The organism is Ruania albidiflava DSM 18029, assembly GCF_000421225.1.
Lineage (GTDB): Bacteria > Actinomycetota > Actinomycetes > Actinomycetales > Beutenbergiaceae > Ruania > Ruania albidiflava.
Genome location: NZ_ATWL01000002.1, coordinates 1 through 25,400 on the forward strand (window position 1 = coordinate 1; position 25,400 = coordinate 25,400).

Genomic DNA, 25,400 nt, shown 5'->3' on the forward strand with positions numbered 1-25,400 from the left:
GGCCACCTGGAGTGTGTATCAGAAGGTCGTCGCCGCCTACCGGTGCGGCTCCAAGCCCGCCGGCAAGCAGATGCTGACAGAGGTGATCGACTCGCTGCGGCGCGGGGTCCCGGCCAAGCTGGTCGAGCTGAAGAAGCTGGGCCGGACGCTGAATCGCCGGGCGGTCGACATCCTGGCCTACTTCGACCGCCCCGGCACCTCCAATGGGCCCACTGAGGCGATCAACGGCCGGCTCGAGCATCTGCGCGGCACCGCTCTGGGGTTCCGGAACCTGACCAACTACATCACCCGCGCCCTGCTGGACACTGGAGGATTCAGGCCCTTGCTACACCCTCATCTGCGATGAGCCCGTTTACCGTTGGCCCACCGGCGCACGGTAGTCGAGAACAACCCCTGCTGGGAGCACAGTCGCCAGATGCGCCGGTCATCGTCGGTGGCAGGCGCGACACCATGTCCGGGTCGAGGTCTCGCCCATCAGCTGATCGACTCAGACGCTTCCAGCCACTGCTCCTCCAGGTCGGCCACCTCGGCTTCCAGTGCGCGCAGCGTCTCGGTGTGTGCCTGCAGCCCGGTGTAGTCGCTCTGGTCGTGCGCGGCGAGCAGCTCGTGCTGGGCGGCGATCTGCCCGGCGAGCTTGTCGAGCCGGCGCTCGATCGAGGCGAGCTGTTTCTGCGCCGCGCGCAGCTCGGCTCCGGTGAGCCCGCCCGCGCCCGCCGACCCAGCGCCTGAGGCGGGCTGGGCAGGCGGCCCCTGACCAGGGTGGGAGTCGGCACCGCCCGGGGCTGCGCCGTCGTCGGCCCGGAGCCGGAGGTACTCCGCCACCCCGCCGGGCACGTGCCGCAGCTCGCCGTCGAGGATGGCGTATTGCTGGTCGGTGACCCGCTCGAGCAGGTAGCGGTCGTGGGAGACGACGACCAGCGTGCCCGGCCAGGAGTCCAGCAGGTCCTCCATCGCGGTGAGCATGTCGGTGTCCACATCGTTGGTGGGCTCGTCCAGGATGAGCACGTTCGGCTCAGAGAGCAGCACCAGCAGCAGCTGCAGCCGGCGCCGCTGCCCACCGGAGAGGTCGGCCACCCGGGCGGACAGGTGCGCGCGGGAGAAGCCGAGCCGCTCCAGCAGCTGGGCGGGGGTGAGGTCCTTGCCGTCGACGGCGAAGGTCGCCTTGGTCCGAGCCAGCACCTCCCGCACCCGGTCGGCGGCGATCTCCGCCAGCTCGCGGAACTGCTGGTCCAGGATCGCCACCCGCACGGTCTTGCCGTGCTTCACCCGGCCGCTGCTGGGCGCCAGCGTGCCGGCGACCAGGCCGAGCAGCGTGGACTTGCCGACCCCGTTCGCCCCGAGGATGCCGGTGCGCTCACCGGGGCCGATCCGCCAGGTGACCTCTCGCAGCACCTCCTGCGCCCCGTAGCAGACCCAGACGTCCTCCAGGTCCACCACGTCCTTGCCGAGCCGGGCGGTGGCCAGCCGGGTCAGCTCCAGCCGGTTGCGCACCTCGGGCACATCGGCGATCAGCGCGTTCGCCGCGTCGATGCGGAACTTCGGCTTGGACGTGCGGGCCGGGGCGCCGCGGCGCAGCCAGGCCAGCTCCTTGCGCATCAGGTTCTGCCGTTTGGCCTCGATGGTGGCGGCCTGCCGGTCCCGCTCTACCCGCTGCAGCACGTAGGCGGCGTACCCGCCGTCGAAAGGCTCCACGACCCGGTCGTGCACCTCCCACATCGTGGTGCACACCTCGTCCAGGAACCACCGGTCGTGGGTGATCACCAGCAGCGCACCGGTGCCTCGGGGCCAACGCCTCTTCAGGTGCTCGGCGAGCCAGGCGATGCCCTCCACGTCCAGGTGGTTGGTCGGCTCGTCCAGGGCGATCACGTCCCAGTCGGCCACCAGCAGCGCGGCCAGCGCCACCCGGCGCCGCTGTCCGCCGCTGAGGTCGGCGATGCGGGCGTGCCACGGGATGTCCGTGACCAGGCCGGCGATCACGTCCCGGATGCGGGGGTCCCCAGCCCACTCGTGCTCGGCAGCATCCCCGACGATCGCGTGGCCGACCGTGGCCTGCTCGTCGAGGTCGTCGCTCTGGCTGAGCAGCCCGGTCCGCAACCCGCCGCGATGGGTGACCCGACCGCCGTCCGGCTCGAGCCGGCCGGCGAGCAGGTTCAGCAGCGTGGACTTTCCGTCCCCGTTGCGGCCGACGATGCCGATCCGCATCCCGTCCTCCACCCCGAGGGTGACCGAGTCCAGCACCACACGGGTAGGGAACTCGAGGTGCAGGTTTTCAGCGCCGAGGAGATGAGCCACGCTCCTAGCCTAGGTTCGCTGCAGCGGTGGCCCGGTACAACGCCATTGACCGCGGCAGCTGCGCGCGGCACACTGATCGGTGCTCATCGAAGGGGAAGACGGCCGGCTCAGGGGTGCGGGCCGCAGGGGACCCCCGGGGCCGGGGGCCAGGGTAGGCGCGCTGCGGAGCCGGTCGCACGATCGAAGGACTTAGCCATGACCGAAGCACCTCTGTACCAGCACGTCTCCGCGCCGCCGTCGGGGTACCGTCAGCTCTACGGAGCGGTCGCCGTGGTGGGTTTCGTGCTGAGCTTCACCCAGTTCTACGCGCGCGAGGTGGTGGACGGCTATCCGGAGCGGCTGACGCTGTGGACCCTGCTGGCGGACCCCAACTGGGAGGGTGTCGCCATGGCCGCGCTGCTGCTGGTGTTCAGCCTGGTGGCGGTCGCGATCTGCGGGGCGGTGCGGTCGGTGCGCACCGTCGCGGTGCCCGTGGCGGTGGTGGTGCTGTCCCTGGTCGGGGCGGTGATGCTGATGGCCAAGATCGGCTACTCGGATCCGGCGCCGCCGTTCGACGATGGCGGCGCCATGATGGTTGCGTTGGCGTGGGGCGCAGTGCTGCTCGGTGTGGTGCACACTATCCATCTGATCGTCTGGCGCCGGCGCGGCTGAGCGGCCGCAGCGGTCAGTGTTCGAACTGCGTGAGCAGCTGGCGCAGGATGGCCGAGAGCTCCTCGCTCTGCTCGTCATCGATGGCCGCGAGCAGCTTGGACTCCCGGCGCAGCAGGTCCTCCAGGGCTGCATCGACCGCAGCCAGCCCCTCCTCGGTGAGCCGTACCAGCACCACCCGGCGATCCTCGGGTGCGGGGGCACGGACCACCAGGCCATGGGCCACGAGCCGGTCGATCCGGTTGGTCATCGTGCCGGAGGAGACCAGCGTCTGGGTGAGCAGCCGACCCGGGGTGAGCTCGTACGGTTCACCGGCGCGGCGCAGCGCGGAGAGCACGTCGAACTCCCACACCTCCAGCCCGCGAGAGGTGAATGCCGCCCGGCGGGCCAGGTCGAGGTGCCGGGCGAGCCGGCCGATCCGGGAGAACACACCCAGCGGGGTTACGTCCAGGTCGGCACGCTCGCGCTGCCACGCCTCGACGATCCGGTCGACCTCGTCCTCAACGGTCATGACAACGAGATTACTCGACATCGAGAGACCTGCGGGTGAGGAGCCGTCGCCTGCTGGTGCGTGCGGACCGTGGCAGCCTGCGGTGAGCGCACCCATCAGCGGTGGCGTGCCCGGGTGGCGGCGGGTGTCAGCCGGGGCTCGGTCTGCAGCGCCGCGAGCCCGTTCCAGGACAGGTTGACCAGGTGTGCGGCCACCTCGTCCTTCGGTGGGGTGCGGGTCTCCAGCCACCACTGCCCGGTCAGGGCGATCATCCCGACCAGCATCTGCGCGTACATCGGGGCGGTGCCCGGGTCGAAGCCCTGCCGCTCGAACGCGCCGGCGAGCACCTGCTCCACCTGGGTGGCCACGTCGCCGATCAGGGAGGAGAACGTGCCGGTGGCCTGTGCCACCGGGGAGTCCCGCACCAGGATGCGGAAACCGTCCGTGTTCGTCTCGATGTAGTCCAGCAGCGCCAGTGCGGTGCGCTCCACGGTCACCCGCGGGTGACCGCCCTGACGCAGCGACCCGGTCAGTGCCGCCAGCAGCGTGGCCACCTCGCGGTCCACGATCACCGCGTAGATGCCTTCCTTGCCGCCGAAGTGCTCGTAGACCACCGGCTTGGAGACCTGCGCGCGGGCAGCGATCTCCTCCACGCTGGTGCCCTCGAACCCCTTCTCCGCGAACAGCGAGCGGGCCACCTGCAACAGCTGCTCGCGTCGCTGGTGCCCGGTCATCCGCGGGCGCGGGGTGCGTTTGGCTGGCTCGGTCACGCCCTCCATCATGCCCTGTCCGCCAGGCACCACCGGGCAACGTCACCCAAAGTCGGTCGCCCGGTGCCCGATCTCTAGCGACATCGTTGCTCGTCGCCTGCCCTGGCGGACCGCCGGTATGCTCGATGGCGCGCCTGCGCGCGTCGCCCGGCTCCGCTGGGCCGCGTCGGCGGTCCGCCCTGGTGTAATGGCAGCACGCCGGCCTTTGGTGCCGTGCAGTCCGGGTTCGAATCCTGGGGGCGGAGCACCACCGTGAGCCAGACCACGTCCGGCACCGCTGGTCGTGGCGGCTACAGTGGACGGCGTGAGCCTGACGCCTCCAGCAGCAGTGATCGTTCTTGCCGCCGGCCAGGGGACGCGGATGAGGTCCGCGACCCCGAAGGTGCTGCACCGTATCGGGGGCCGCAGCCTCCTCGGGCACGTCCTGGCCACGGCGAGAGACCTGGACCCCGGACGCATCGCCGTCGTGGTCCGGCACGAACGAGACCAGGTGGCTGCGCACGCCCAGGCGCTGGAACCCGCAGCGCTGATCGCCGACCAGGACGAGGTACCCGGCACCGGTCGGGCGGTGGAGTGCGGTCTGTCCGTGCTGGATGCTGCCGCGCAGTCCGACCAGGCGGCGGCTGGCAGCGAGGCGGGCACGCTCACCGGGGTGGACGGACCGGTGGTGATCCTGGCCGGTGACGTGCCGCTGCTGGATGCCGGCACCCTGACCGCGCTGCTGGATGCCCACCACACCGACGGCAACGCCGTCACGGTGCTCACCACGAACCTCCAGGACCCGACCGGGTACGGCCGCGTGGTGCGCGACACCGATGGTCAGGTCGCCAAGATCGTGGAGCAGAAGGACGCCACCGCGGAGGAGCTCGCCCTCACCGAGATCAACTCCTCGGTGTACGTGATGGACGCCGGCGTGCTGCGCGGAGCACTGGGCCGGCTGGACCGCGACAACGCCCAGGGCGAGGTGTACCTCACCGACGTGGTCGCCCTGGCCCGTGCCGACGGCGGTGCGGTGCGGGCGCTGGCCACCGACGAGCCGGTGCTGGTCGAAGGGGTCAACGACCGGGTGCAGCTCTCGGCGCTCGGGGCCGAGCTGAACCGCCGCCTGGTCACCGCATGGATGGAAGCCGGCGTGACCGTGGTGGACCCGGCGACCACCTGGATCGACGTAGACGTGCAGCTCGAGCAGGACGTCACCCTGCTGCCCGGCACCCAGCTGCAGGGGTGCACCCGGGTGGCCACCGGCGCGGTGGTGGGCCCGGACAGCACCCTGACCGACGTGGTGATCGGCCCGGGCGCCACCGTCACCCGCACGCACGGGTCCGGGGCGCACATCGACGGCGGAGCCACCGTGGGCCCGTTCACGTTCCTGCGCCCGGGTACGCACCTGGGCCAGCAGGGCAAGCTGGGCGCGTTCGTGGAGGTGAAGAACTCCGAGATCGGGTCGGGGTCGAAGGTGCCGCACCTGTCCTACATCGGGGACGCCACCATCGGCGAGGAGACCAACATCGGTGCCGCCTCCGTGACCGTGAACTACGACGGGGTGCACAAGCACCGCACCGTGATCGGATCCTACGCCCGCACCGGTGCGGACAACATGTTCGTCGCTCCGGTGCAGGTCGGGGACGGCGCCTACACCGGGGCCGGCACCGTGGTCCGCCGGGACGTGCCGGCCGGGGCCCTGGGGGTCAGTGGGGGACCACAGCGCAACATCGACGGGTGGACCGTCAGCCGCCGTCCGGGCACGCCCGCCGCCGAGGCCGCACAGCAGGCCAGCGGCGAACAGCTCTCCGCGCAGGCCCGCGGGGAGTCCTCGCGGCGGGACGCCACCGACTCCGACGCCCAGCAGGGCAAGGCCTGACTGGCCGGCCGTGACCATGCCCCACCGTCCCCGACCCGCGTAGGAGAAGTTTGTGATGACCGGCATCACCAGCCACGGCGAGAAGCGCCTCGTTCTCGTCACCGGCCGGGCGCACCCTGAGCTGGCCCAGACAGTGGCCGACGAGCTGAACATCGAGGTGGTGCCCACCACCTTGTACGACTTCGCCTCCGGTGAGATCTACGTGCGGTTCGCGGAGAGCGTGCGCGGCACCGACGCGTTCGTGCTGCAGTCGCACACGGCGCCGATCAACAAGTGGATCATGGAGCAGCTGCTCATGGTCGACGCACTGAAGCGGGCCTCGGTGAAGTCGATCACCGCGGTGATGCCGTTCTACGGCTACGCCCGGCAGGACAAGAAGCACCGTGGCCGTGAGCCGATCTCCGCCCGGCTGATGGCGGACATGTTCTTCACCGCTGGTGCGGACCGGCTGATGAGCGTGGACCTGCACGCGGCCCAGACGCAGGGCTTCTTCAACGGCCCGGTGGACCACCTGTGGGCGATGCCGATCCTCACCGACTACGTGCGCACCCGGGTGGACCTGGGTAACGCCGCCGTAGTGTCCCCGGACGCCGGCCGGATCCGGGTGGCCGAGCAGTGGGCAGCTCGCCTGGGCGGGGTGCCGTTGGCGTTCGTGCACAAGACCCGGGACATCACCCGACCGAACCAGGCCGTGGCCAACCGGGTGGTCGGTGAGGTCGCCGGCCGGGACTGCATCCTGGTGGACGACCTGATCGACACCGGCGGCACCATCACCGAGGCAGTCAAGGTGGTGATGGCCGAAGGTGCGCGCAGCGTGATCGTGGCTGCCACCCACGGGGTGCTCTCCGACCCGGCCACGCAGCGGCTGGCCGACTGCGGCGCCACCGAGGTGGTGATCACCGACACGCTGCCGATCCCGGAGGAGAAGCGGGTCGAGCCGCTCACGGTGCTGTCCATCGCACCACTGATCGCCCGCGCCATCCGGGAAGTGTTCGACGACGGCTCGGTCACCAGCCTCTTCGACGGCAACGCCTGACCCTCCAGACCCGGTCCGACGGTCGCGAACGCTCCCCTCCGCGGCACCTGAACCGATCCAAGCCGCGGAGGGGAGCGTTCGCGGGGGTGGGTCGGTTTCCGGCTACACTGGGGTGTTGCCTCGGCGAGGGAAGTCCGGCTGAGCCCGGCTCCGTGATCGACGCGGTGGAGAGTGCCTGTGCTGTGCGATCCTCTGCGTGATCGCCCGCCCTCCGCCGCAGGACCGCCCATCGCCTCGACAGTGGAGAGAGAACACCATGGCTGACACCGACACCGTCCTCGCGGCCGCCCGCCGCACCGAGTTCGGCAAGGGCGCCGCCCGCCGCACCCGCCGTGACGGAAAGATCCCTGCCGTGCTCTACGGGCACGGGAACCAGCCGGTGCACCTGAGCCTGCCCGGGCACGACACCTTCCTCGCGCTGAAGGACAACCCGAACGCGCTGCTGACCATCCAGTTCGACGGTCAGAACGAGCTCGCACTGGCCAAGGACGTGCAGCGCGACCCGGTCCGTCGCACCATCGACCACATCGACTTCATCCTGGTCCGCCGCGGTGAGAAGGTCGTGGTCGACGTCGCGGTGATCGTCGAGGGTGAGTCCGCCCCGGACACCATCCACATGCTCGAGCTGCAGAGCCTGAGCGTCCTGAGCGACGTCACGAAGATCCCCGAGTCTCTCGAGGTCTCCATCGAGGGCCTGGAGGAGGGTGCGGTCGTCCGCGCCGGCGAGGTTCCGCTGCCTGAGGGCGTGGAGCTGGAGACCGACCCGGAGTACGAGGTCGTGATCATCTCTGTGCCGCGCGCTGAAGCCGAGGAAGAGGACGAGGAAGAAGAGGCCGAGGAGACCGCGGCCGAGACCGAGGCTGAGGCTGCACCGGCGGACGAGGACTGAGAGCGCTCCACCCGATGAGCACTGCGCCATGGCTGGTGGTGGGGCTGGGCAACCCCGGCCCCACCTACGCCGGCAACCGGCACAACGTCGGCCAGATGGTGCTCGACGTGCTCGCCCGCGAGGTGCCCGGGGCATTCACTGCGCACAAGGCGCGGGCGGCCGTGCTGGAGGGACGGCTCGGTGTCGGCCCCGGCGGCGCGCCCGGGCCGCGGGTGGTGCTCGCCAAGCCGGCCAGCTACATGAACGTCTCCGGTCCTCCGGTGGGCGCGCTGGTGAGGTTCTACCAGGTGCCCCTGGAACGGCTGCTCGTGGTGCACGACGAGCTGGACCTGCCTGCCGAGACGTTGCGGCTCAAGCGCGGCGGCGGCGAGGGTGGGCACAACGGGCTGAAGTCCATCTCGCAGACGCTGGGCAGCCGTGACTACCTGCGACTTCGGGTCGGCATCGGACGGCCGCCGGGGCGGATGGATGCCGCTGACTACGTGCTCCGGGACTTCTCCGCCAGCGAGCGACCGGGGCTGGCGGTCACCCTGGAGGAGGCGGCCGAGGCGATCGAAGACCTGATCGCCGACGGGTTGGAGAAGACGCAGACCCGGTTGCACGCCGCGCGCAGCTGACCCGACCGGAGCGCTGCCCGCCGACCGCAGCCACCGACGGACGCTTCGCGGGCCAGGCTTGCCTGACCGCCCCTGTTGGCTGCTACGTTCCCTGCCATGGGTGAGTCGCACGTGTCGCCTCCGGGTGGCGCCGCACCCGTGCGGGGCAGCACGGTCAGCACCGGCGGTGCGCGTGCCGTGGGGCTCCTCTTCCTGCTGCCGGCTGTGCTGGTCTGGATCGGCTACCAGGTCATCCCGGTCGTGCGGACCGTGGTGCACCTGCTGTGGCAGACCGGCGACGAGGGCGGCGAGCTCGTCGGCCAGACGAACTTCCAGCAGATCCCCGGCGAGTGGTTCTCCTCCCTGCTGCTCGCCCTGCTGCTCGGCCTGCTGCTCGCAGCGATCGGTGTGGGTGCGGGGATCGGCATCGGCGCACTGGTGCGGCGCGCCCAGCGCGGGCCGGCGCGGATCGCCTTGGCGCTGCTGGGCGTGGGGTTGGTCACCTATGCGCCGACCAGCCTCACCATCGCCCTGATGTGGCAACCGACGGAGGAACCGCCTGGTGTCTGGCGGCTGCTGTTCGTGCTCCTCCCGCTGACTGTGCTGATCGGCGCCGCCGCCGGAGCCCTGACGCGGTCGGCGCGGGTGCTGCTGGTGATCGGCTCGGTCGTGGCTCTCGGTGGCGCGGGCTGGGCAGCGCAGGGGGAAGCGCGGACGTTCACCACCGACCTTGGTGCCCAGTTCATCTATCGCGCGGCCTTCGCGATGTTTGAGCCCGGTCCGGCCGCTGCGGCGAGCATCGTGCTTGGCGTGCTGGTGGCTGTGCTCGGCCTCGGTGCCGGTCTGATGCTGTTGGCGATCCGACCGCGGTTCGACCTCACCAGGGGCCCGGACGAGCAGGTGGATCTGGGCCAGCCTGGTCACTACGGCGCCGGAGCCCGGGCAGGGTATCCAACGCAGGTGCCAGGGAGTGGCTACGCCCTACGGGGTGCGCCGGGTGCCGGTTCCGCTCGCAGCATCGTCGCCGTCGGTGCCGCCGGGATCGCTCTCCTGGTGCTGGTGCTGCTGGCTGTGCCCTGGCTCCAGCACCTGGGCGACGGGGTAGCCGAAGCGGACCCGCAGGAGGTCGCCCGAGTCACCTGGTCCACAGTGGCCCGGCGGGTCGTAGAGGTGGGCGTGACCGGGACGATCACCGCTGCGGCCGGCTTCGGGCTCGGCTATCTCCGCCCGTTCGGCCGCCACAGCCTGCGTGCTCTGCTGATCTTCAGCCCGTGGCTGTTCGTCGGTCTGGTCCCCCTGATGACGGGGCTGTTCTTCACCCTGGACGGGCCACGGGCGGACGCGCCGTTCCTCGGCCTCACCGGCCAGCCGTTGTCCGTACCGCTGATGTTCGTGCTTGCCTACCTCGCCGACGGGCTGCGCACCGCCAGGGACGGTGGGCAGCGGACGAGCCCAGGACCGGTCCTCGGGGTGGTGCTGCTAGGCGTCGGTGCGCTGGCGATCTCCCGGACGCAGGGCGTGGTCTGGGACGTCGTCTTCCGCTACCAAGACACGACCAGCGCAATGATGTACCTGAACCAGATCATCAGCGCACAGTTCGGGGCGACGATCCCGCTACAGCTGCTCACCCCGGTGCCGCTGCTGGTGCTGGGTGCTGCGGTGCTCGGCCTCGCTGCGGCCCTCCTGCCAGGAGCGCGGCTCCTGCCGGCGGCTGAGCTCGCCCGGAGGTTGCCGGTCTATGGTGTGCCGGCCCGTGCACCCGGTGCGCCCCCGCATGCCCAGTACCCGCAGCAGCCCGGCCAGGGGCAGTACCCGCCGCCCACACCTCAGGCGCAGTGGCCCGGCCAGCATCCCCACCCGGACCCGACCCAGCAGCACTGGCACGGCCCGCAGGGCTGACCCAGGCGGGCTCGGAACCCAGCTGGGACGTGCAGGAACGGCTGGGTCCGCCGTCAGGCGTAGACTAGACCGCCTCATCCCACCTCCCCTCCGGCGGCGGAGGTGGGCCATTCGTGCTGCCCTGAAGGGACCCACCCGCCGATGAACCTCACTGGTGTGCTGCCCGCGCTCCGCGCCGACCAGGGTCTGACCGAGCTCGTCGAGCGCGTCCCGGCGCGTGGCGCGCTCACCATCACCGCGTCGGTCGGCGTGCGTGCCCCGATGCTCGCCGACCTGGCCACCCGCGCCGACCGCCCGCTGGTGGTCGTGGTCGCCACCGGCCGAGAGGCCGACGAGCTCGCCGAGGCACTCGCTGCCTACCTGCCCGCCGAAGGGATCGCCGTCTTCCCCTCCTGGGAGACCCTCCCGCACGAGCGGCTCTCGCCTCGTAGCGACACGGTGGCTCGCAGGATCGCCGTGCTGCGCCGGCTCACCCACCCGGACGCCGCCGACGCCGGCCCGGCGGGATCCAGCGCACCTGTCCGGGTACTCATCCTGCCCGTGCGCGCCCTGCTGCAACCGGTGGTCGCCGGACTCGGGGACCTGGAACCGGTAGCGCTGCGCGCCGGCGACACGATCCCGATGGAGGACGTGGTCGCCCACCTGGTCGATGCCGCCTACACCCGGGTGGACATGGTCGAGCGGCGCGGGGAGTTCGCGGTCCGCGGCGGCCTGCTGGACGTGTTCGCTCCCACGGAGAAGCACCCGCAGCGGATCGAGTTCTGGGGCGACGAGGTGGAGGAGATCCGCTGGTTCTCCGCCGCCGACCAGCGGTCCCTGGAGATCAGCGAGGACGGTATGTGGGCGCCGCCCACCCGGGAGATCCTGCTCACCGAACCGGTGCGGGAGCGGGCCCGGGAGCTGATGGCCACGCTGCCCGGCGCCACCGAGATGCTGGAGAAGCTCAGCGAGGGTATCGCCGTCGACGGGATGGAGTCCCTCGCGCCGGCGCTGGTCGATGACATGGTGCCCGTCCTGGACCTGGTGCCCGGCGATGCGCTGCTGCTGGTCGACGATCCGGAGCGGATCCGGCGTCGTGCGCACGACCTGGTCGCCACCACCGAGGAGTTCCTCGCCGCCGCCTGGACCTCCGCCGCAGCCGGGGCGAACACCCCGATCGACCTGTCCCGGGCCTCCTTTGCCACGCTGGAGGACACCCGGGACATCGCCCGCCGCCGCGGCCTGGGCTGGTGGGAGGTCTCCGCGTTCGCGGCCGATGCTGAGCTGGCCGAGCTCTCGTTGGCCGATGACGGCGCCGCTCACCACGTGCAGGTGGCCTCTCGGGACGTGGAGGGGTACCGGGGCGAGACCGAGCGTGCGGTCACCGATCTGCGCGACCTCACCCGGCAGGGGTGGCGGCTGGTGCTGGTGACCGAGGGGCCTGGCCCGGCCCGTCGGATGGTGGAGCAGCTGCTGGACGCGGACGTGCCGGCCCGGCTGGTGGCGGGCGTGGAGCCGGCCGGGGCGGAGGCGCGCGAGGGGGAGGACCCCGACCTGCCGGTGGCGGGCATGGTGCTGGTCACCACGGCCAGCGTGGGTCGCGGGTTCGTCTGCGAACCGTTGCGGCTGGCGGTGTTCACCGAGGAGGACCTGACCGGACGAGCGGGCCCTTCCACCAAGGACATGCGGACGCTGCCGGCGCGGCGGCGCAACGTGGTGGACCCGTTGGCGCTGCGTCCGGGGGACTACGTGGTGCACGAGCAGCACGGGGTGGGTCAGTTCGTGGAGCTGTTGCAGCGCACTGTGGGCGCCGGGAAGACCGCCGCCACCCGCGAGTACCTGGTGATCGAGTACGCCGCGTCCAAGCGGGGGCAGCCCGGTGACCGGTTGTACGTGCCCACCGACTCCCTGGACCAGGTGACCAAGTACACCGGCGGTGAGGCACCGAGCGTGAACAAGCTCGGCGGGGCGGACTGGGCGAAGACCAAGAGCCGCGCCCGCAAGGCGATCAAGGAGATCGCCAACGAGCTCATCCGGTTGTACGCCGCCCGGGCCGCCACCAAGGGGCACCAGTTCGCACCCGACACCCCGTGGCAGCGGGAGCTGGAGGACGCCTTCGCCTACGTGGAGACTCCGGACCAGCTGTCCTCGATCGAGGAGGTGAAGGCGGACATGGAGAAGTCGATGCCGATGGACCGCCTCATCTCCGGCGACGTGGGTTACGGCAAGACCGAGATCGCCGTGCGGGCCGCGTTCAAGGCGGTGCAGGACGGTAAGCAGGTCGCGGTGCTGGTGCCCACCACGCTGCTCGTGCAGCAGCACCTGGACACGTTCACCGAGCGCTACTCCGGCTTCCCGATCGTGGTCAAGGCGCTGTCCCGGTTCCAGACCGCCGCCGAAGCGCAGGAGGTGCGTGAGGGGGTGCGCAGCGGTGCGGTGGACGTGGTGATCGGCACGCACCGGCTGATCACCGGCGATGTGCGGTTCAAGGACCTCGGCCTGGTGATCATCGACGAGGAGCAACGCTTCGGCGTGGAGCACAAGGAGACCCTCAAGCAGCTACGCACCAACGTGGACGTGCTGGCGATGTCCGCCACCCCGATCCCGCGCACCCTGGAGATGGCGGTCACCGGGATCCGGGAGATGTCCACCCTGGCCACCCCGCCGGAGGAGCGCCACCCGGTGCTCACCTTCGTCGGCCCGTACCAGCAGAAGCAGATCGCCGCGGCGATCCGCCGTGAGCTGCTCCGCGAGGGGCAGGTGTTCTACGTGCACAACCGGGTGGAGTCGATCGACCGCACCGCCGCCAGGCTCGCCGAGCTGGTGCCCGATGCCCGGATCGGGGTGGCGCACGGGAAGATGAACGAGCACCAGCTGGAGCGGGTGATCGTGGACTTCTGGGAGAAGAGGTTCGACGTGCTGGTCTGCACCACGATCGTGGAGACCGGGCTGGACATCTCGAATGCGAACACCCTGATCGTGGAACGCGCCGACACCTTCGGCCTGGCCCAGCTGCACCAGCTGCGCGGCCGGGTGGGTCGTGGTCGGGAGCGGGCCTACGCCTACTTCCTCTACCCGCCGGAGAAGCCGCTCACCGAGACCGCGCACGAACGGCTGCAGACGATTGCCGCCCACACCGACCTGGGTGCCGGGATGCAGGTGGCGATGAAGGACCTGGAGATCCGCGGGGCGGGGAACCTGCTCGGTGGGGAGCAGTCCGGGCACATCGCCGGTGTGGGCTTCGACCTGTACGTGCGGATGGTCTCCGAGGCGGTCGCCAAGGCCCGTGGCGAGGAGCCGGAGGAGCTGGCCGAGCTCAAGCTGGAGCTGCCGATCGACGCGCACATCACCCGCGACTACATCTCTCACGAGCGGCTCCGCCTGGAGGCCTACACCAAGCTGTCGCACGTGGCCTCCGAGGAGTCGCTGGAGCAGGTGCGCGAGGAGCTGGTGGACCGGTACGGTCCGGTGCCGGAGCAGGTGGAGCGGCTGTTCGCAGTGGCCGGGCTGCGGATCAAGGCTCGGGCCGCCGGTCTGGTGGACATCACCGCACAGGGCAAGTACATCCGGTTCGCCCCGGTGGAGCTGGCCGAGTCCGCCCAGCTGCGGCTGAAGCGGCTCTACCCGGGCACCGTGCTCAAACCGGCGATCCGCACCGTGCTGGTGCCCGGCCCGACCACGGCCCGGGTCGGCGGCTCACCGCTGCGGGACGAGGCGCTGATCGACTGGGTCACCCAGCTCATCGATGCCGTGCTCGCCCGGGAGACCTCGGTCGCGGCAGCGGCGAGCGTGGCGGCCGGGACGAGCAGCTGAACCCGCCGCGTCCGACCCCCCCCTGAACCGAAATTGCTCGTCGATCTGGCTACGCTCCGTAGCCAGATCGACGAGCAAAGTCGGGGGCAGGGTGGGGTGCGTGGGTCAGGCCGAGCGCAGGTCCCGCCGGCCGAACGCCCAGATGCCTAGTGCCGCGAGCACGAGGGCCACCAGGCCCTGCACCAGCAGCGGAGCGGCGGTCACCGACTCCAGCGGGTAGCTGGCGGTGTGCTGCCAGGGGGAGATCGCCAGCGCCCAGTCCGGCAGCTGCAGCATCTCGCCGAAGACCGCCGCGAACCCGCCGAACGCCAGCAGCACCGAGGCGAGCGTCAGCAGCCGTGGGTGCAGACCGTACCCGGCGGCGGCCACGCCGAGGATCACCAGCAACGCAGGGGAGTAGGCCAGCGAGGCGATGAGAGACTGGCTCAGCATCGACCAGTCGCCGGTGCCCACGGCCGCGGCCAGCCCGATACCGGCACCGGACAGCAGGAGGAGCACCACGGCTGCGACGGCGATGGTCAGCACGTGCCCGGCCAGCCAGGCAGGCCGGCTCACCGCCGTGGCCAGCACCGGCGCGGCACGCCCGTCGCTCTCCTCGGCGCGGACCTTGCCAGCGGCCAGCACCACGAACACCCCGGTGGTGATCACCATGAGCACCACCATCATGTTCAGGTACCCGGCGATGATGTCCTCGGCTCCACCGGCCCACAGCTCGACCACGGCGTTGTCCTCCCCGGAGAAAGAGTCGGCCACCGGTTGGGTGGTGGCCCCGTAGACGAGCCCGCCGGCGACCAGTCCGATCGCCCAGCCGCGCACCGAGCCGCGGTGCAGCCGCCAGGCCAGCGCCAGCGGGGAGGACAGCCAGGCCGGCGCACCGCTGCGGCCCCGGCGGGTGGCGCGCAGGCCGGCCCCCACGTCCCGCCGGGTGGACAGCACGAACCCGGTGACGATCAGCACCACCGAGACCAGCACGGAGATGCCCAGCGGCCACCAGCGCTCGTCGACGAACGCCCGCGTCTGCTGCGACCAGGCGAACGGGGTGATCCAGGACAGCGCACTGCCGTGCTCGCCGATCATGTCCCCTGCGGCGCGGAGCACGAAGGCGCCGCCGAGGATGCCGCCGGCGATCGCGCTCGAGGTCCGGGAGTACTCGCTGATCTGCACTGCGGCGATGCTCACCCCGGCGAACACCAGGCCGAACGCGCCGGTGCCGGCCGCCACCGCCACCGCTCCGGCCATCGGGGCGTCGTAGGCGCGCAGCCCAGCGAGGACGAGCACGGCCAGCACCAGGTTCGCAGCCACGGCAACGATCGTGGTGGCGGCCAGCGGTGCGTGCGCGCCGACCACGTTCGCCCGCACCAGCTCGGCTCGGCCGGTCTGCTCCTCCACCCGGGTGTGCCGGGAGACGAGCAGGATGTTCATCAGCGCCGCGGCGAGCAGGATGTACAGCAGGTACAGCCCGGTGAAGAAGGTGAAGAAGTTCAGTTGCTCCGGGTCCAGCCCGTACCCCGGCCCGCCGAGCAGGCCGAGCATCGGTCCGGTGGTGAAGCTCGCCATCTGCGCCAGGTCGGCCTGGGTGGGGAAGAGCTGTTCGAAGGCGCTGAAGAAGTAGGGCACGAAGATGCTGATCGCGATCAGCCACACCGGCAGCCGGATCCGGTCCCGGCGGAGCATGAAGCGCAGCAAGGTTCCGGTACCGGTGAGCGCCCCGCCGGAGCGGGCCCGGGTCGGTGCCGCGGTAGCGGTCATGGCGGTCATCGCTGCTCCTCCGCGGTGTGCGTGCCGGTCCCGGCAGGCTCCTTGCCCCGCCGGTGGCGCGTGCTCCCGGCGTGGGTGCTAGCGGCACGTTCGGCCGACTTCTCCGCCGCGACCGCCTGCTCAGGGCCCTCGGTGCCGTAGTGGCGCAGCAGCAGCTGCTCCAGCGTGGGCGGGTGGGCCACCAGCGAGGTGACGTGCAGGTCGGCGAGCGCGGAGACCACCTGGGGCAGGTGCTCCCCATCCACCTCCAACCGTGCCTGGCCGTCCTCCCGGGTGAAGCCGTGCACTCCGGGCAGCTGGGCGAGCTCGGTGGTCTCGCCGTGCACCGTAGCTGTGACCGAGGTGCGGGTCAGGTGCCGCAGCTCGGCCAGCGTGCCGGACTCGATCACCTGCCCGGCGCGCACGATCGACACCCGGTCGGCCAGTGCTTCCACCTGGGCGAGGATGTGGCTGGAGAGCAGCACCGAGGTGCCTTGGGCCTTCGCCTCCCGGATGCACTCCTGGAAGATCGCCTCCATCAGTGGGTCCAGCCCGGCGGTCGGTTCGTCCAGGATCAGCAGCTCCACCTGGCTGGCCAGGGCCGCGACCAGCGCGACCTTCTGTCGGTTGCCCTTGGAGTAGGTGCGGCCCTTCTTCGTCAGGTCCAGGTCGAACCGCTCGGCCAGGGACTCCACCAGGCCGCGGTCGGCGTTGCCGCGCAGCCGGGAGAAGATGTCGATCGCCTCACCGCCGGTGAGGTTCGGCCACAGCTCCACGTCGCCGGGGACGTAGGCCAGGCGCCGGTGCAGGTCGACGGCGTGGTTCACCGGGTCCTGTCCGAATACCTCGGCGTGGCCGGAGGTGGGGCGCAGCAGCCCGAGCAGGATGCGGATCGTGGTGGTCTTTCCGGCGCCGTTCGGGCCGAGCAGACCGTGCACCTCGCCGGCGGTGACGGTCAGGTCCAGCCCGTCCAGTGCGCGGACCTTGCCGTAGTCCTTGATGAGGTTCTCGATGTGGATGACGGCGGTCATCGGGGGGCTCCCTCGGGTGTGGGTGGGACGTCGGGGCCGGTCGGGGCCGCAGCGGACTGCTGGTCCCGGGCGGGCTGGTTGTCCGGTGGTGTATGGGTGCCGGGTGGGGTGTTGGCCCCCGCCGGAGGCTGGTGGTCCGGTGCGGCCTCGCCGTTCCCCGGGCTGCCGTAGCCAGCGGTGTGCATGGCCTCCTCGACGCGGGTGTCGGTGAAGACGCCGTGCGTGTAGATCTCCACGGAGGGCATCAGCTGACGGTCGAGCACGTCTTGGAACAGCGTGGACAGGTCGTCGCCGTCGGTGTACTCATTCCGGATCTGGACCAGTACGGCACCGAGGGCGGAGTAGGTGATGTATCGAGCCCGGCCCTCAGGGTCTGCGCTGGGCCGGATCAGCCCGGAGCGTTCCCCTTCGGCGAGGTAGTCGATCGCATCGGCGATCATCTGCTCCACGAACTGGTGCGCCAGCTCACCGCCGGTCATCAGGCTCCGCACGGTATAGGTGAGGATGTCGGCGTAGGTGTCGATCTGGGCCAGCTGGGTGAGCACGTACCGCATGTCCGGCGAGGTCGCCGACTGCTGCTTGACGTGGCGGATGATGCCGGCCACGTGCTGGTCGCAGGCGCGGCGCAGGTCGTCCTTGGAACCGAAGTGCCGGACCACCAAGGCGGCGCTGAAACCCGCCTCCGCGCCGATCTCCCGCAGCCCCACGTCGAAGCCCGCCCGTCCGAAACACGTGACGGCGGCGGAGAGGATACGGTCCTTCGTGGTGCTCACACGCCCACAGTAAACCGATGTTTACAAGGTGTCAACAGCTGTTTACTGGTCGGCGTGCGCAGGACGTCGTACTGGGCGCGCGGGTCGTCGTGCCGGGCGTGCGCGAGCCGTCACAGTGCACGACAGCCGCACACCTGACAGGTGGGGGTGGGGGGGTCATTCCTCCTGGCCCGGTTCGGTCTCGGTGATCCCGCTCTCCTGCGGGCCTGGGTCTTCTACGGTGCCGGCCTTGGCGACATACCGCGCTTCCTTCTTCGTGCGCACAGTGGGTGTGGTGCCTGGCAATCGCCGCTTCGCCGTCTCCGGGGTGAAGAACACCGCGACCGCCCCGATCACGCCGGCGACGATGAGGATGTAGGCGGGCACCATCACGTTCCCGGTGCCGGAGACCAGGGCCTCGGCGATCAGGGGGGTGGTGCCACCGAAGGCAGACACGGAGATGTTGTAGGCCACGGCGACTGCCCCGTACCGCACGTTGGTGGGGAAGAGGGCGGGCAGGGTCGATGGTTCGGTACCCAGGAAGCAGAGCAGCATGATGCCCACCAGCAGCGCACCGGCGAACACCACGGGATAGCCGCTGCCGGAGTGCATCAGCGAGAACGCCGGGAAGGAGACGAGCACGAGCAGCGCGCACCCGGCCCACATGATCGGTTTGCGTCCGATGTGGTCGGACAGCCGGGAGACGAACACCACGGAGACCGCCAGCACCAGCAGCACCAGGGTGATGATCACCAGCGCCGGGGTGGGGCTGATCTGCACCACGCTCTTCAGGTACGTGGGCAGGTAGCCGTTCATCATGTAGGAGGTGACGTTGAACGCGAGCACCAGCCCGGCGCAGACCAGCAGCCGGGGCCACTGCTCCACGATGGTGTGCCGGAACTGCTGGCCCTCCGCCTTCTCCTCGGCCCCCAGGTTCTCGAACGCCGGCGTCTCCTCCAGCCGGCGGCGCATGTACACGGCGATCAGCGAGAGCGGCGCACCGAGCAGGAACGGCACCCGCCACCCCCAGGACAGCATCGCCTCCTCCGACAGACCGGCGGTCAGCCCGGTGACCAGGGCCGCACCGACCACGTACCCGGTGAACGTGCCGACGGGCAGGAAGCCGGCCATCATCCCGCGGCCACGGTCTGGGGCGTGCTCGCCGACGTAGGTCATCGCGCCCACGTACTCCCCGCCGGTGGAGAAGCCCTGCACCATCCGGCAGACCAGCAGCAGGACCGCCGCCCAGATGCTCAGACCGGCGCCCCACGGGCTGTTCCCGCTGTAACCGGGCAGCAGACCGGTGACCGTGGTGGCCACACCCATCGTCATGATGGTGAAGGTGAGCACCCGTTTGCGGCCGATCCGGTCGCCGAGGGGGCCGAGCACGAAGCCGCCGAGCGGTCGGACCGCGAACGAGACGGCCAGGATGCCGAACGTGCCGAGGAGCGCAGCGCTGGACCCGCTGGGGAAGAACACCTGGGCGATGGTGGTGGCCAGGTAGGAGTAGATGCCGAAGTCGTACCACTCCATGAAGTTCCCGACCGCGGTGCCGCCGATGGAACGGCGCATCTCGCCGGTGTCGGTGACCTGGATGTCCTCCAGCTGCCACCGTCGGCGCCTGGGTTCGTCGGCGGCCGGCTCAGCAGATGGCGCCTCCCGGTGGGCCATGGACCTCACCGTACGCCCGCAGCGCCGGACCGGCAGGCCGGGACGGTCAGCTGAGCTGTGCGACCGCTGCCACCGCCGCGCCCACCGAGTCGGCAGCAGCGAGCAGACCGTCGGCGCCGACGTCCCCACCGAAGGTGAACCGTACCGAGGTCTGCGCGACCTCCGGGGCCATCCCGCAGGCGATGAGCACGTGCGAGGGCTCGTCCGCGCCGGCCGCGCACGCCGACCCGGAGGAGGTGATCACCCCGCGCTGCTCCAGCTCCAGCAGCACCGCCTCACCGGAGGTGCCGGGGAAGCAGAACGAGGCATGGTTCGGCAGCCGGACGGGCAGCCCTGACCCGGTGCCGGACGAGGACGTCCCTGGTCCCGCCCCGGCCGGAGCAGCCCCGGTCCCGGGGGAGAGCGGGTCTGCCCCGGTGAGCACCGCCGTCGGCACGAGCTCGCGCACCCGGGCGATGAAGGCGTCCCGCGCGGCGGTCACCCGCTCGGCGCGCTCGGCCCGCTCGGTCTCGGCCAGGGTCAGGGCGGCGCCGAGGGCTACCGCACCGGCCACGTTCTCGGTACCGGACCGCCGCTCGCGCTCCTGCCCACCGCCGTGCAGCACCGGTTCCACCGGCAGCCGTCCGCGCAGGAACACCGCTCCGGTCCCCTTGCCGGCGCCGACCTTGTGCCCGGAGACGGTGAGCGCGTCCACCCCGAGCGCGCGCACGTCCAGGTCTAGCCACCCGGCGGCCTGCACCGCATCGGTGTGCAGCAGCGCGCCGTGCTCGTGGGTCACCTGCGCCAGCGCCGCGATGTCCTGCACGGTGCCGATCTCGTTGTTCGCCAACGAGAGCGAGACCAGCGTGGTGTCCTCGCGCAGCACCGCCGCCAGCGCCGCCGGGGTCACGACCCCTGCCGAGGTGACCTCCACGAAGGACACCTCGAAGTTGTGCCACCGCCGCAGGTAGTCCATCGACGCCAGCACGGCCTCGTGCTCGGTGGCGGCGGTGACCAGGTGCCGTCCGCGCGGGCTGGCCAGCGCCAGCCCCTTGATCGCCAGGTTGTCGCCCTCGGTCCCACCGGAGGTGAAGGCCACCTCTCCGGTGCGGCAGCCCAGTGCGCGGGCCACCCGGCGGCGGGCGCCGGTGAGACCGGCCGCTGCCCGCTCGCCGAGGCTGTGGTGGCTCGAGGGGTTCCCGAACTCACCGGTCAGATAGGGCCAGGCGGCCTCCAGGGCCTCGCGGCGCATCGGGGTGGTGGCAGCAGCATCCAGGTAGAGCACGTCAGGCCACCACCACGTCCAGGCCGAGGTCCAGCGCTGGTGCGGAGTGCGTGAGCGCGCCCACGGAGATCACGTCCACACCGGTCTCGGCCACGGCACGGACAGTCTCCAGCCGGATGGTGCCGGAGGCCTCCACGATCGCCCGCCCGGCGACCAGCTCCACCCCGGTGCGCAGGTCCGGCAGGGAGAAGTTGTCCAGCATGATCGTGTCCACCCCGGCGGCCAGCACCGGTTCGATCTGGTCCAGGGAGTCCACCTCTACCTCCAGGTGCGTGGTGTGCCCCAGCCGTACCCGGGCGGCCTGCAGCGCGTCGGTGACGGAGAGCCCCTGGGCGGCGGCGACCGCCAGGTGGTTGTCCTTGACCATCACCGCATCGGAGAGGGAGAACCGGTGGTTGTGCCCGCCACCGCAGCGGACCGCGTGCCGCTCCAGCGCCCGCAGCCCTGGGGTGGTCTTGCGGGTGTCCACGATCCGCGCCTTCGTACCGGCCACCTCGGCCACGTAGCGGGACGTCAGGGTGGCGATCCCGGACATCCGCTGGACGAAGTTCAGCCCGATCCGCTCGGCCTGCAGCACCGCCCGGGCCGGCCCGCTGACCTCGGCGAGCACGTCCCCGCCGGCGAAGTGGATGCCGTCTCCCGCGGCGAAGGTCACCGACGTGTGCGGGTCGGTGAGGGTGAACGCGGCGGTGAACACCTCGGCGCCGGCGAGCACCCCGTCGCTGCGCGCGCGCAGCTGGGCGGTCGCCGTCGCCGACGGCGGCAGGAACGTCTCGCAGGTCACGTCGCCCCAGGGGGCGTCCTCGGCCAGCGCCGCAGCGACGGCGGAGGTCACGGTGGCAGCGGTCAGCATCAGTGGGTCTCCAGGACGAGCTCGGGGGAGGGGGTGGTGCTCTCCGGGGCATCGCTGCGGAAGTGCGCGCCCAGGGAGGTGGTCCGGGCGCGGGCGGCGCGGGTGAGCAGCCGGGCCAGGAGCAGCAGGTTCGCGTCCTCGTGGCTGGTCAGGGTGGCCCGGTCGGCCCCCGGCTGGGCGGCTCCCGGCTGGCCGGTCCGGTACGCGGGCGCTGGGCTCGCAGTACCGGCTTCGCGGGCCCACCTGGTGAGGACGGCCTCGGCGTGGGCGAGCCCGGGCTCGTCGCGGATCAGCCCGGCGTGGGCCCACATCAGCTCCTGCAGCGCGGCGCGGCTGAAGGCTGGCGCTCCCGCGGGAGCATCCGGGACCGCTGCCGCCGGCACATCCGGCAGTGCCGCGACCTGCACCAGGTCGGCCCGCTGGGGACCCGCGGGCCCGCCGGCCGCAGGGTCGCCGAGCAACGCCCGCGCGGCGCGGTGCCCGAACACCGCACCCTCGAGCAACGAGTTCGACGCCAGCCGGTTCGCGCCGTGCACCCCCGTGCAGGCCACCTCACCGACAGCCAGCAGCCCCGGCACCGTGGTGCGCCCCCACAGGTCGGTGGCCACACCGCCCATCCAGTAGTGCGCCGCCGGGGTGACTGGCACCGGCTCGCGCGACCAGTCCAGCCCGGCGGCGCGCACCGCGGCGTCGATGCTCGGGAACCGGCGGCGCAGGAACTCCTCGCCCAGAGCGGTCGCGTCCAGCGTGACCGGCGCCCCGGTGGTCAGCATCTGCCCCGCGACCGCCCGGGCGACCACGTCCCGCGGGGCGAGCTCGGCGTCCGGGTGCACACCGAGCATGAACCGCTCGCCGGTGACGTCCCGCAGCACGGCACCCTCACCGCGGACCGCCTCGGAGACCAGGAAGCTCCCCGGCAGCGCCAGCGTGGTCGGGTGGAACTGGTACAGCTCCAGGTCCGCCAGCCCCACGCCGGCGCGGGCTGCCAGGGCCACGCCGTCGCCCGTGGCCACCGACGGGTTCGAGGTGTGCGGGTAGAGCTGTCCGGCACCGCCGGTGGCCAGCACGACGGCGTCCCACCGGTGGCTCTCCCGCCGCCCCGTGGTCAGGTCCACCAGCTCGGCGCCGACCACCCGGCCGCTCTCGAGCAGCAGCTCGGTGACCACCACGTGCTCGCGCACCTCGATCCCGGCCCGGGTCGCTGCCGCGAGCAGCCCGGCGGCGATCGCGGCACCGGTGGCGTCGCCACCGGCGTGCAGCACCCGAGCACGGGAGTGGGCTGCTTCCAGACCACGGGCGGGAGCGCCGTCGTCACCGCGGTCGAACAGCACACCGGCCTCGATCAGGTCCGCGATCCGGGCGGGTCCCTCGGCGCAGAGCGCTTCCACGGCCGCACGGTCGGCCCACCCCGCACCGGCGGTGAGGGTGTCTGCCACATGGTGGGCGACGTCGTCCTCGGGGGAGGTGACGGCGGCGATCCCACCTTGGGCGCGGTGGGTGTTCGAGGTCGTGGCCGCCGCCTTGGTCACCACGGTGACCTGTGCCGAACCGGCCAGGGTGAGCGCGGTGGTCAGCCCGGCGATCCCGGTGCCGACCACCAGCACGCGGGTCACCGGTCGGCCTTCGGCTTGGCGGCGAGCATCCGCTCCAGGGCGAGGCGGGCCGGGTCGGCCACGTCCGGGGTGACCTGCACCTGGTTGACCACCTCGCCGTCGATGAGCGACTCCAGCACCCAGGCGAGGTAGCCGGGGTGGATCCGGTACATCGTGGAGCAGGGGCAGATCACCGGGTCGAGGCAGAAGATGGTGTGCTGCGGGTGCTGGGCGGCGAGCCGCTGCACGAGGTTGATCTCGGTGCCGATCGCGAACGTGGTCGGCTCGGTGGCGCCCTCGATCGCCTTGCGGATGTAGTCGGTGGAGCCGGACTCGTCAGCGGCGTCGACCACTGGCATCGGGCACTCCGGGTGCACGATCACGCGCACGTCGGGGTGCTCGGCCCGGGCCTGGCTGATCTGATCGACGGTGAACCGGCGGTGCACCGAGCAGAACCCGTGCCAGAGGATGACCTTGGCTGCGTCCAGGGTGGCCGCGTCGTTACCACCGAGCGGCCGGTTCGGGTTCCACATCGGCATCGCCGCCAGATCGATGCCCATCGCCTTGGCGGTGTTGCGGCCCAGGTGCTGGTCGGGGAAGAACAGCACCCGCTGCCCCCGGGCGAACGCCCACTCCAGCACGGTGACCGCGTTGGAGGAGGTGCACACGATGCCGCCGTTGCGACCGCAGAACCCCTTCAGCGCGGCCGAGGAGTTCATGTAGGTCACCGGGATCACCGGGGCCCGGCCGTCGGCGTCCGGCTCCTCGCCGTAGACCTCCATCAGCTGCTCCCAGCACTCCTCCACCTGGTCGATGTCGGCCATGTCCGCCATCGAGCAGCCGGCGGCCAGGTTCGGCAGGATCACCGCCTGGTCCGGGTCGGAGAGCAGGTCGGCGGTCTCGGCCATGAAGTGCACGCCGCAGAAGATGATCGCCTCTGCCTCCGGGCGGGTCAGCGAGGCGTTCGCCAGCTGGAAGGAGTCGCCCACGAAGTCTGCATGCTGGACCACCTCGTCGCGCTGGTAGAAGTGCCCGAGCACCACGGCGCGCTTGCCCAGGTTGGCCTTCGCGGACCGGATGCGTTCGTGCAGCTCGGCGACGTCGGCCTCGCGGTAGGCGGCAGGGAGCTCGCCCTGGCGTGGGGCGCTGGCGGGCAGCGGGTCGTTCATCGAGGCGCCCGGACCGTAGCCGGCCGGTCCGGAGTCGAAGTCCCAGGGCCCGGAGGCCAGGTCGCCTGAGCAGGTGCTGCCGGGTGCCTTGCCGGTGGAGATGAGCTGGATGCGGGAATCGACAGAGGCCGTGGAGGTCATGGCCTGCTCCTTTGCTTCGAGGTGCGGTGCTGTGCAGCTCCGCCGGGTGCGGCGTCAGTGTGGGTGGGCGCAGCGGGCCGCGGGGTGAGCGGTCCGAGGTCCACCGGTTCGATCGCAGTGTTGTAGCGGTACAACCGTGCCGGGCGGTGTCGCCCGCCGGTACGGAACTCGTCGGTGGGCACGACGGCGGCGTCCGCTTCCACCTGGCGGCGGAAGTTCGCCGGGTCCAGGTCGCGCTGCAGCACGATCTCGTGCACCTCGCGCAGCTCGCGGAGGGTGAAGGTCTCGCCGAGGAAGGCGTGCGCGATCCGGGCGTAGGTCATCTTCGTACGCAGCCGCCAGAGGGCGTAGTCCACGATCAGGTTGTGGTCGAAGGCGAGGCGGGGGAGGCGCTCGGCCGCCAGCCAGCGCACGTTCTGTCCCACCCGAGCGCGGGCGGCTTCCTCGCTGCCGACCAGCGCCCAGTACACGATGGAGACCACCCGCTCGGCGGCGCCGCCACGCTCGGGCGCACCGAAGGCGTAGAGCTGCTCCAGGTAGGCCGGTCGCAGCCCGGTGGTCTCCGCCAGCGTGCGTGCCGCCGCGTCCGCCAGACCCTCGTCCTCGCGCAGGGGGCCGCCAGGTAGCGCCCAGTGTCCGTCGTACGGGTCGCGCACCCGCACCACCAGGGGGAGCCACAGCTCCGGACCCCGCCGCCGCGCGGACTGCTCGTCCTCGCGCAGCGCGAAGATCACCGTGGAGACCGCGAGCTGCATACGTGCTGCTCCTTCGCGATGGGTTCTTGCTGCCGACCAGTAAAGGTGATTGAGACACATACTACGCAGTCCTGTAAGAGTCATATCAACCTTTACTGGCGGCGGGTGTGTGTTCGCGGCGTAGTGCTGCGGCGTTGGTGGTCGAGGCGCGACCAACCCGGC

At 71.4% G+C, this 25,400-nt stretch carries 20 protein-coding genes and 1 tRNA gene; 9 read left to right on the forward strand and 12 right to left on the reverse strand.

The features are described 5' to 3' along the window. The coding region (locus tag K338_RS19995; RefSeq protein ID WP_022916568.1) for a transposase at window positions 1–346 on the forward strand (346 nt) is incomplete at its 5' end. Window positions 347–474: 128 nt separating this feature from the next. Here K338_RS19995 and K338_RS0102295 read toward each other — a convergent pair. Further along, complete coding sequence (locus K338_RS0102295) at window positions 475–2,292, reverse strand: ABC-F family ATP-binding cassette domain-containing protein (RefSeq protein WP_022916569.1); 1,818 nt, start codon at window positions 2,290–2,292, stop codon at window positions 475–477. A gap of 195 nt (window positions 2,293–2,487) precedes the next feature. Here K338_RS0102295 and K338_RS0102300 point away from each other — a divergent pair, with 195 nt between their 5' ends. Further along, window positions 2,488–2,943: a hypothetical protein gene (locus tag K338_RS0102300; RefSeq protein ID WP_022916570.1), complete on the forward strand. Its 456-nt coding sequence runs from the start codon at window positions 2,488–2,490 to the stop codon at window positions 2,941–2,943. Between the two features lie 13 nt (window positions 2,944–2,956). On the opposite strand, the gene K338_RS0102305 is transcribed toward K338_RS0102300, so the two are convergent. Both K338_RS0102305 and K338_RS0102310 read right to left on the reverse strand, forming a co-directional pair. Then, window positions 2,957–3,451 (reverse strand): MarR family winged helix-turn-helix transcriptional regulator, encoded by a 495-nt coding sequence (locus K338_RS0102305; protein WP_022916571.1) that lies wholly within the window; start codon window positions 3,449–3,451, stop codon window positions 2,957–2,959. Between the two features lie 95 nt (window positions 3,452–3,546). Further along, window positions 3,547–4,164 (reverse strand): TetR/AcrR family transcriptional regulator, encoded by a 618-nt coding sequence (locus K338_RS0102310; protein WP_027286345.1) that lies wholly within the window; start codon window positions 4,162–4,164, stop codon window positions 3,547–3,549. A 209-nt stretch (window positions 4,165–4,373) separates the two neighbouring features. On the opposite strand from K338_RS0102310, the gene K338_RS0102315 reads away from it, so the two are divergent. From K338_RS0102315 to mfd, 7 genes are all read left to right on the forward strand, one after another. Continuing rightward, window positions 4,374–4,445: transfer RNA gene (locus tag K338_RS0102315), tRNA-Gln, on the forward strand. Between the two features lie 59 nt (window positions 4,446–4,504). Continuing rightward, window positions 4,505–6,061 carry a bifunctional UDP-N-acetylglucosamine diphosphorylase/glucosamine-1-phosphate N-acetyltransferase GlmU gene (glmU, locus tag K338_RS20000; RefSeq protein WP_051154645.1) on the forward strand — a complete coding sequence of 519 codons (1,557 nt, stop codon included), beginning with the start codon at window positions 4,505–4,507 and terminating at the stop codon, window positions 6,059–6,061. Between the two features lie 55 nt (window positions 6,062–6,116). After that, window positions 6,117–7,097: a ribose-phosphate diphosphokinase gene (locus tag K338_RS0102325; protein WP_022916575.1), complete on the forward strand. Its 981-nt coding sequence runs from the start codon at window positions 6,117–6,119 to the stop codon at window positions 7,095–7,097. A gap of 256 nt (window positions 7,098–7,353) precedes the next feature. Then, complete coding sequence (locus K338_RS0102330; protein WP_027286346.1) at window positions 7,354–7,986, forward strand: 50S ribosomal protein L25/general stress protein Ctc; 633 nt, start codon at window positions 7,354–7,356, stop codon at window positions 7,984–7,986. 14 nt (window positions 7,987–8,000) lie between these two features. Beyond that, the gene (pth, locus tag K338_RS0102335) at window positions 8,001–8,603 is read left to right on the forward strand and encodes an aminoacyl-tRNA hydrolase (protein WP_022916576.1); all 603 of its coding nucleotides are present in this window, start codon (window positions 8,001–8,003) and stop codon (window positions 8,601–8,603) included. 96 nt (window positions 8,604–8,699) lie between these two features. After that, the gene (locus K338_RS0102340) at window positions 8,700–10,481 is read left to right on the forward strand and encodes a hypothetical protein (protein ID WP_157612174.1); all 1,782 of its coding nucleotides are present in this window, start codon (window positions 8,700–8,702) and stop codon (window positions 10,479–10,481) included. A gap of 141 nt (window positions 10,482–10,622) precedes the next feature. Further along, complete coding sequence (gene mfd, locus K338_RS0102345; protein WP_022916578.1) at window positions 10,623–14,273, forward strand: transcription-repair coupling factor; 3,651 nt, start codon at window positions 10,623–10,625, stop codon at window positions 14,271–14,273. A 105-nt stretch (window positions 14,274–14,378) separates the two neighbouring features. Here the strand turns inward: mfd and K338_RS0102350 are convergent, their stop codons facing one another. From K338_RS0102350 to K338_RS20020, 9 genes are all read right to left on the reverse strand, one after another. After that, window positions 14,379–16,031, reverse strand: coding sequence for an ABC transporter permease (locus K338_RS0102350; protein ID WP_022916579.1), 1,653 nt, complete (start codon window positions 16,029–16,031; stop codon window positions 14,379–14,381). Continuing rightward, window positions 16,028–17,041: an ABC transporter ATP-binding protein gene (locus K338_RS20005; protein WP_022916580.1), complete on the reverse strand. Its 1,014-nt coding sequence runs from the start codon at window positions 17,039–17,041 to the stop codon at window positions 16,028–16,030. The genes K338_RS0102350 and K338_RS20005 overlap by 4 nt, the downstream gene beginning before the upstream one ends. Then, window positions 17,038–17,814, reverse strand: coding sequence for a TetR family transcriptional regulator (locus K338_RS20010; protein WP_022916581.1), 777 nt, complete (start codon window positions 17,812–17,814; stop codon window positions 17,038–17,040). The genes K338_RS20005 and K338_RS20010 overlap by 4 nt, the downstream gene beginning before the upstream one ends. A 156-nt stretch (window positions 17,815–17,970) precedes the next feature. Continuing rightward, window positions 17,971–19,464 (reverse strand): MFS transporter, encoded by a 1,494-nt coding sequence (locus tag K338_RS20015; RefSeq protein ID WP_022916582.1) that lies wholly within the window; start codon window positions 19,462–19,464, stop codon window positions 17,971–17,973. A gap of 46 nt (window positions 19,465–19,510) precedes the next feature. Beyond that, window positions 19,511–20,728: a cysteine desulfurase family protein gene (locus K338_RS0102370; RefSeq protein WP_022916583.1), complete on the reverse strand. Its 1,218-nt coding sequence runs from the start codon at window positions 20,726–20,728 to the stop codon at window positions 19,511–19,513. A gap of 1 nt (window position 20,729) precedes the next feature. After that, entirely contained in the window at window positions 20,730–21,581 is an 852-nt protein-coding gene (nadC, locus tag K338_RS0102375; RefSeq protein WP_022916584.1) for a carboxylating nicotinate-nucleotide diphosphorylase, read from the reverse strand. After that, complete coding sequence (nadB, locus tag K338_RS0102380) at window positions 21,581–23,194, reverse strand: L-aspartate oxidase (RefSeq protein WP_022916585.1); 1,614 nt, start codon at window positions 23,192–23,194, stop codon at window positions 21,581–21,583. The genes nadC and nadB overlap by 1 nt, the downstream gene beginning before the upstream one ends. Continuing rightward, on the reverse strand, window positions 23,191–24,483 hold the full coding sequence (gene nadA / locus K338_RS0102385) for a quinolinate synthase NadA (protein ID WP_022916586.1): 1,293 nt from the start codon (window positions 24,481–24,483) through the stop codon (window positions 23,191–23,193). The genes nadB and nadA overlap by 4 nt, the downstream gene beginning before the upstream one ends. Then, entirely contained in the window at window positions 24,480–25,238 is a 759-nt protein-coding gene (locus K338_RS20020) for an NUDIX hydrolase (RefSeq protein WP_022916587.1), read from the reverse strand. The genes nadA and K338_RS20020 overlap by 4 nt, the downstream gene beginning before the upstream one ends. Window positions 25,239–25,400 lie beyond the last annotated feature (162 nt).

Excerpts from the sequence above, each read along its gene's own strand:
- K338_RS0102300 (WP_022916570.1), top strand. The coding sequence starts at position 2,488 with ATGACCGAAGCACCTCTGTACCAGCACGTCTCCGCGCCGCCGTCGGGG.
- K338_RS20005 (WP_022916580.1), bottom strand. The coding sequence starts at position 17,041 with ATGACCGCCGTCATCCACATCGAGAACCTCATCAAGGACTACGGCAAG.
- K338_RS0102305 (WP_022916571.1), bottom strand. The coding sequence starts at position 3,451 with ATGACCGTTGAGGACGAGGTCGACCGGATCGTCGAGGCGTGGCAGCGC.
- nadA (WP_022916586.1), bottom strand. The coding sequence starts at position 24,483 with ATGACCTCCACGGCCTCTGTCGATTCCCGCATCCAGCTCATCTCCACC.
- K338_RS20015 (WP_022916582.1), bottom strand. The coding sequence starts at position 19,464 with ATGGCCCACCGGGAGGCGCCATCTGCTGAGCCGGCCGCCGACGAACCC.
- K338_RS20020 (WP_022916587.1), bottom strand. The coding sequence starts at position 25,238 with ATGCAGCTCGCGGTCTCCACGGTGATCTTCGCGCTGCGCGAGGACGAG.
- pth (WP_022916576.1), top strand. The coding sequence starts at position 8,001 with ATGAGCACTGCGCCATGGCTGGTGGTGGGGCTGGGCAACCCCGGCCCC.
- K338_RS0102330 (WP_027286346.1), top strand. The coding sequence starts at position 7,354 with ATGGCTGACACCGACACCGTCCTCGCGGCCGCCCGCCGCACCGAGTTC.
- K338_RS0102310 (WP_027286345.1), bottom strand. The coding sequence starts at position 4,164 with ATGACCGGGCACCAGCGACGCGAGCAGCTGTTGCAGGTGGCCCGCTCG.
- K338_RS0102325 (WP_022916575.1), top strand. The coding sequence starts at position 6,117 with ATGACCGGCATCACCAGCCACGGCGAGAAGCGCCTCGTTCTCGTCACC.
- K338_RS0102340 (WP_157612174.1), top strand. The coding sequence starts at position 8,700 with ATGGGTGAGTCGCACGTGTCGCCTCCGGGTGGCGCCGCACCCGTGCGG.
- K338_RS0102350 (WP_022916579.1), bottom strand. The coding sequence starts at position 16,031 with ATGACCGCCATGACCGCTACCGCGGCACCGACCCGGGCCCGCTCCGGC.
- nadC (WP_022916584.1), bottom strand. The coding sequence starts at position 21,581 with ATGCTGACCGCTGCCACCGTGACCTCCGCCGTCGCTGCGGCGCTGGCC.
- mfd (WP_022916578.1), top strand. The coding sequence starts at position 10,623 with ATGAACCTCACTGGTGTGCTGCCCGCGCTCCGCGCCGACCAGGGTCTG.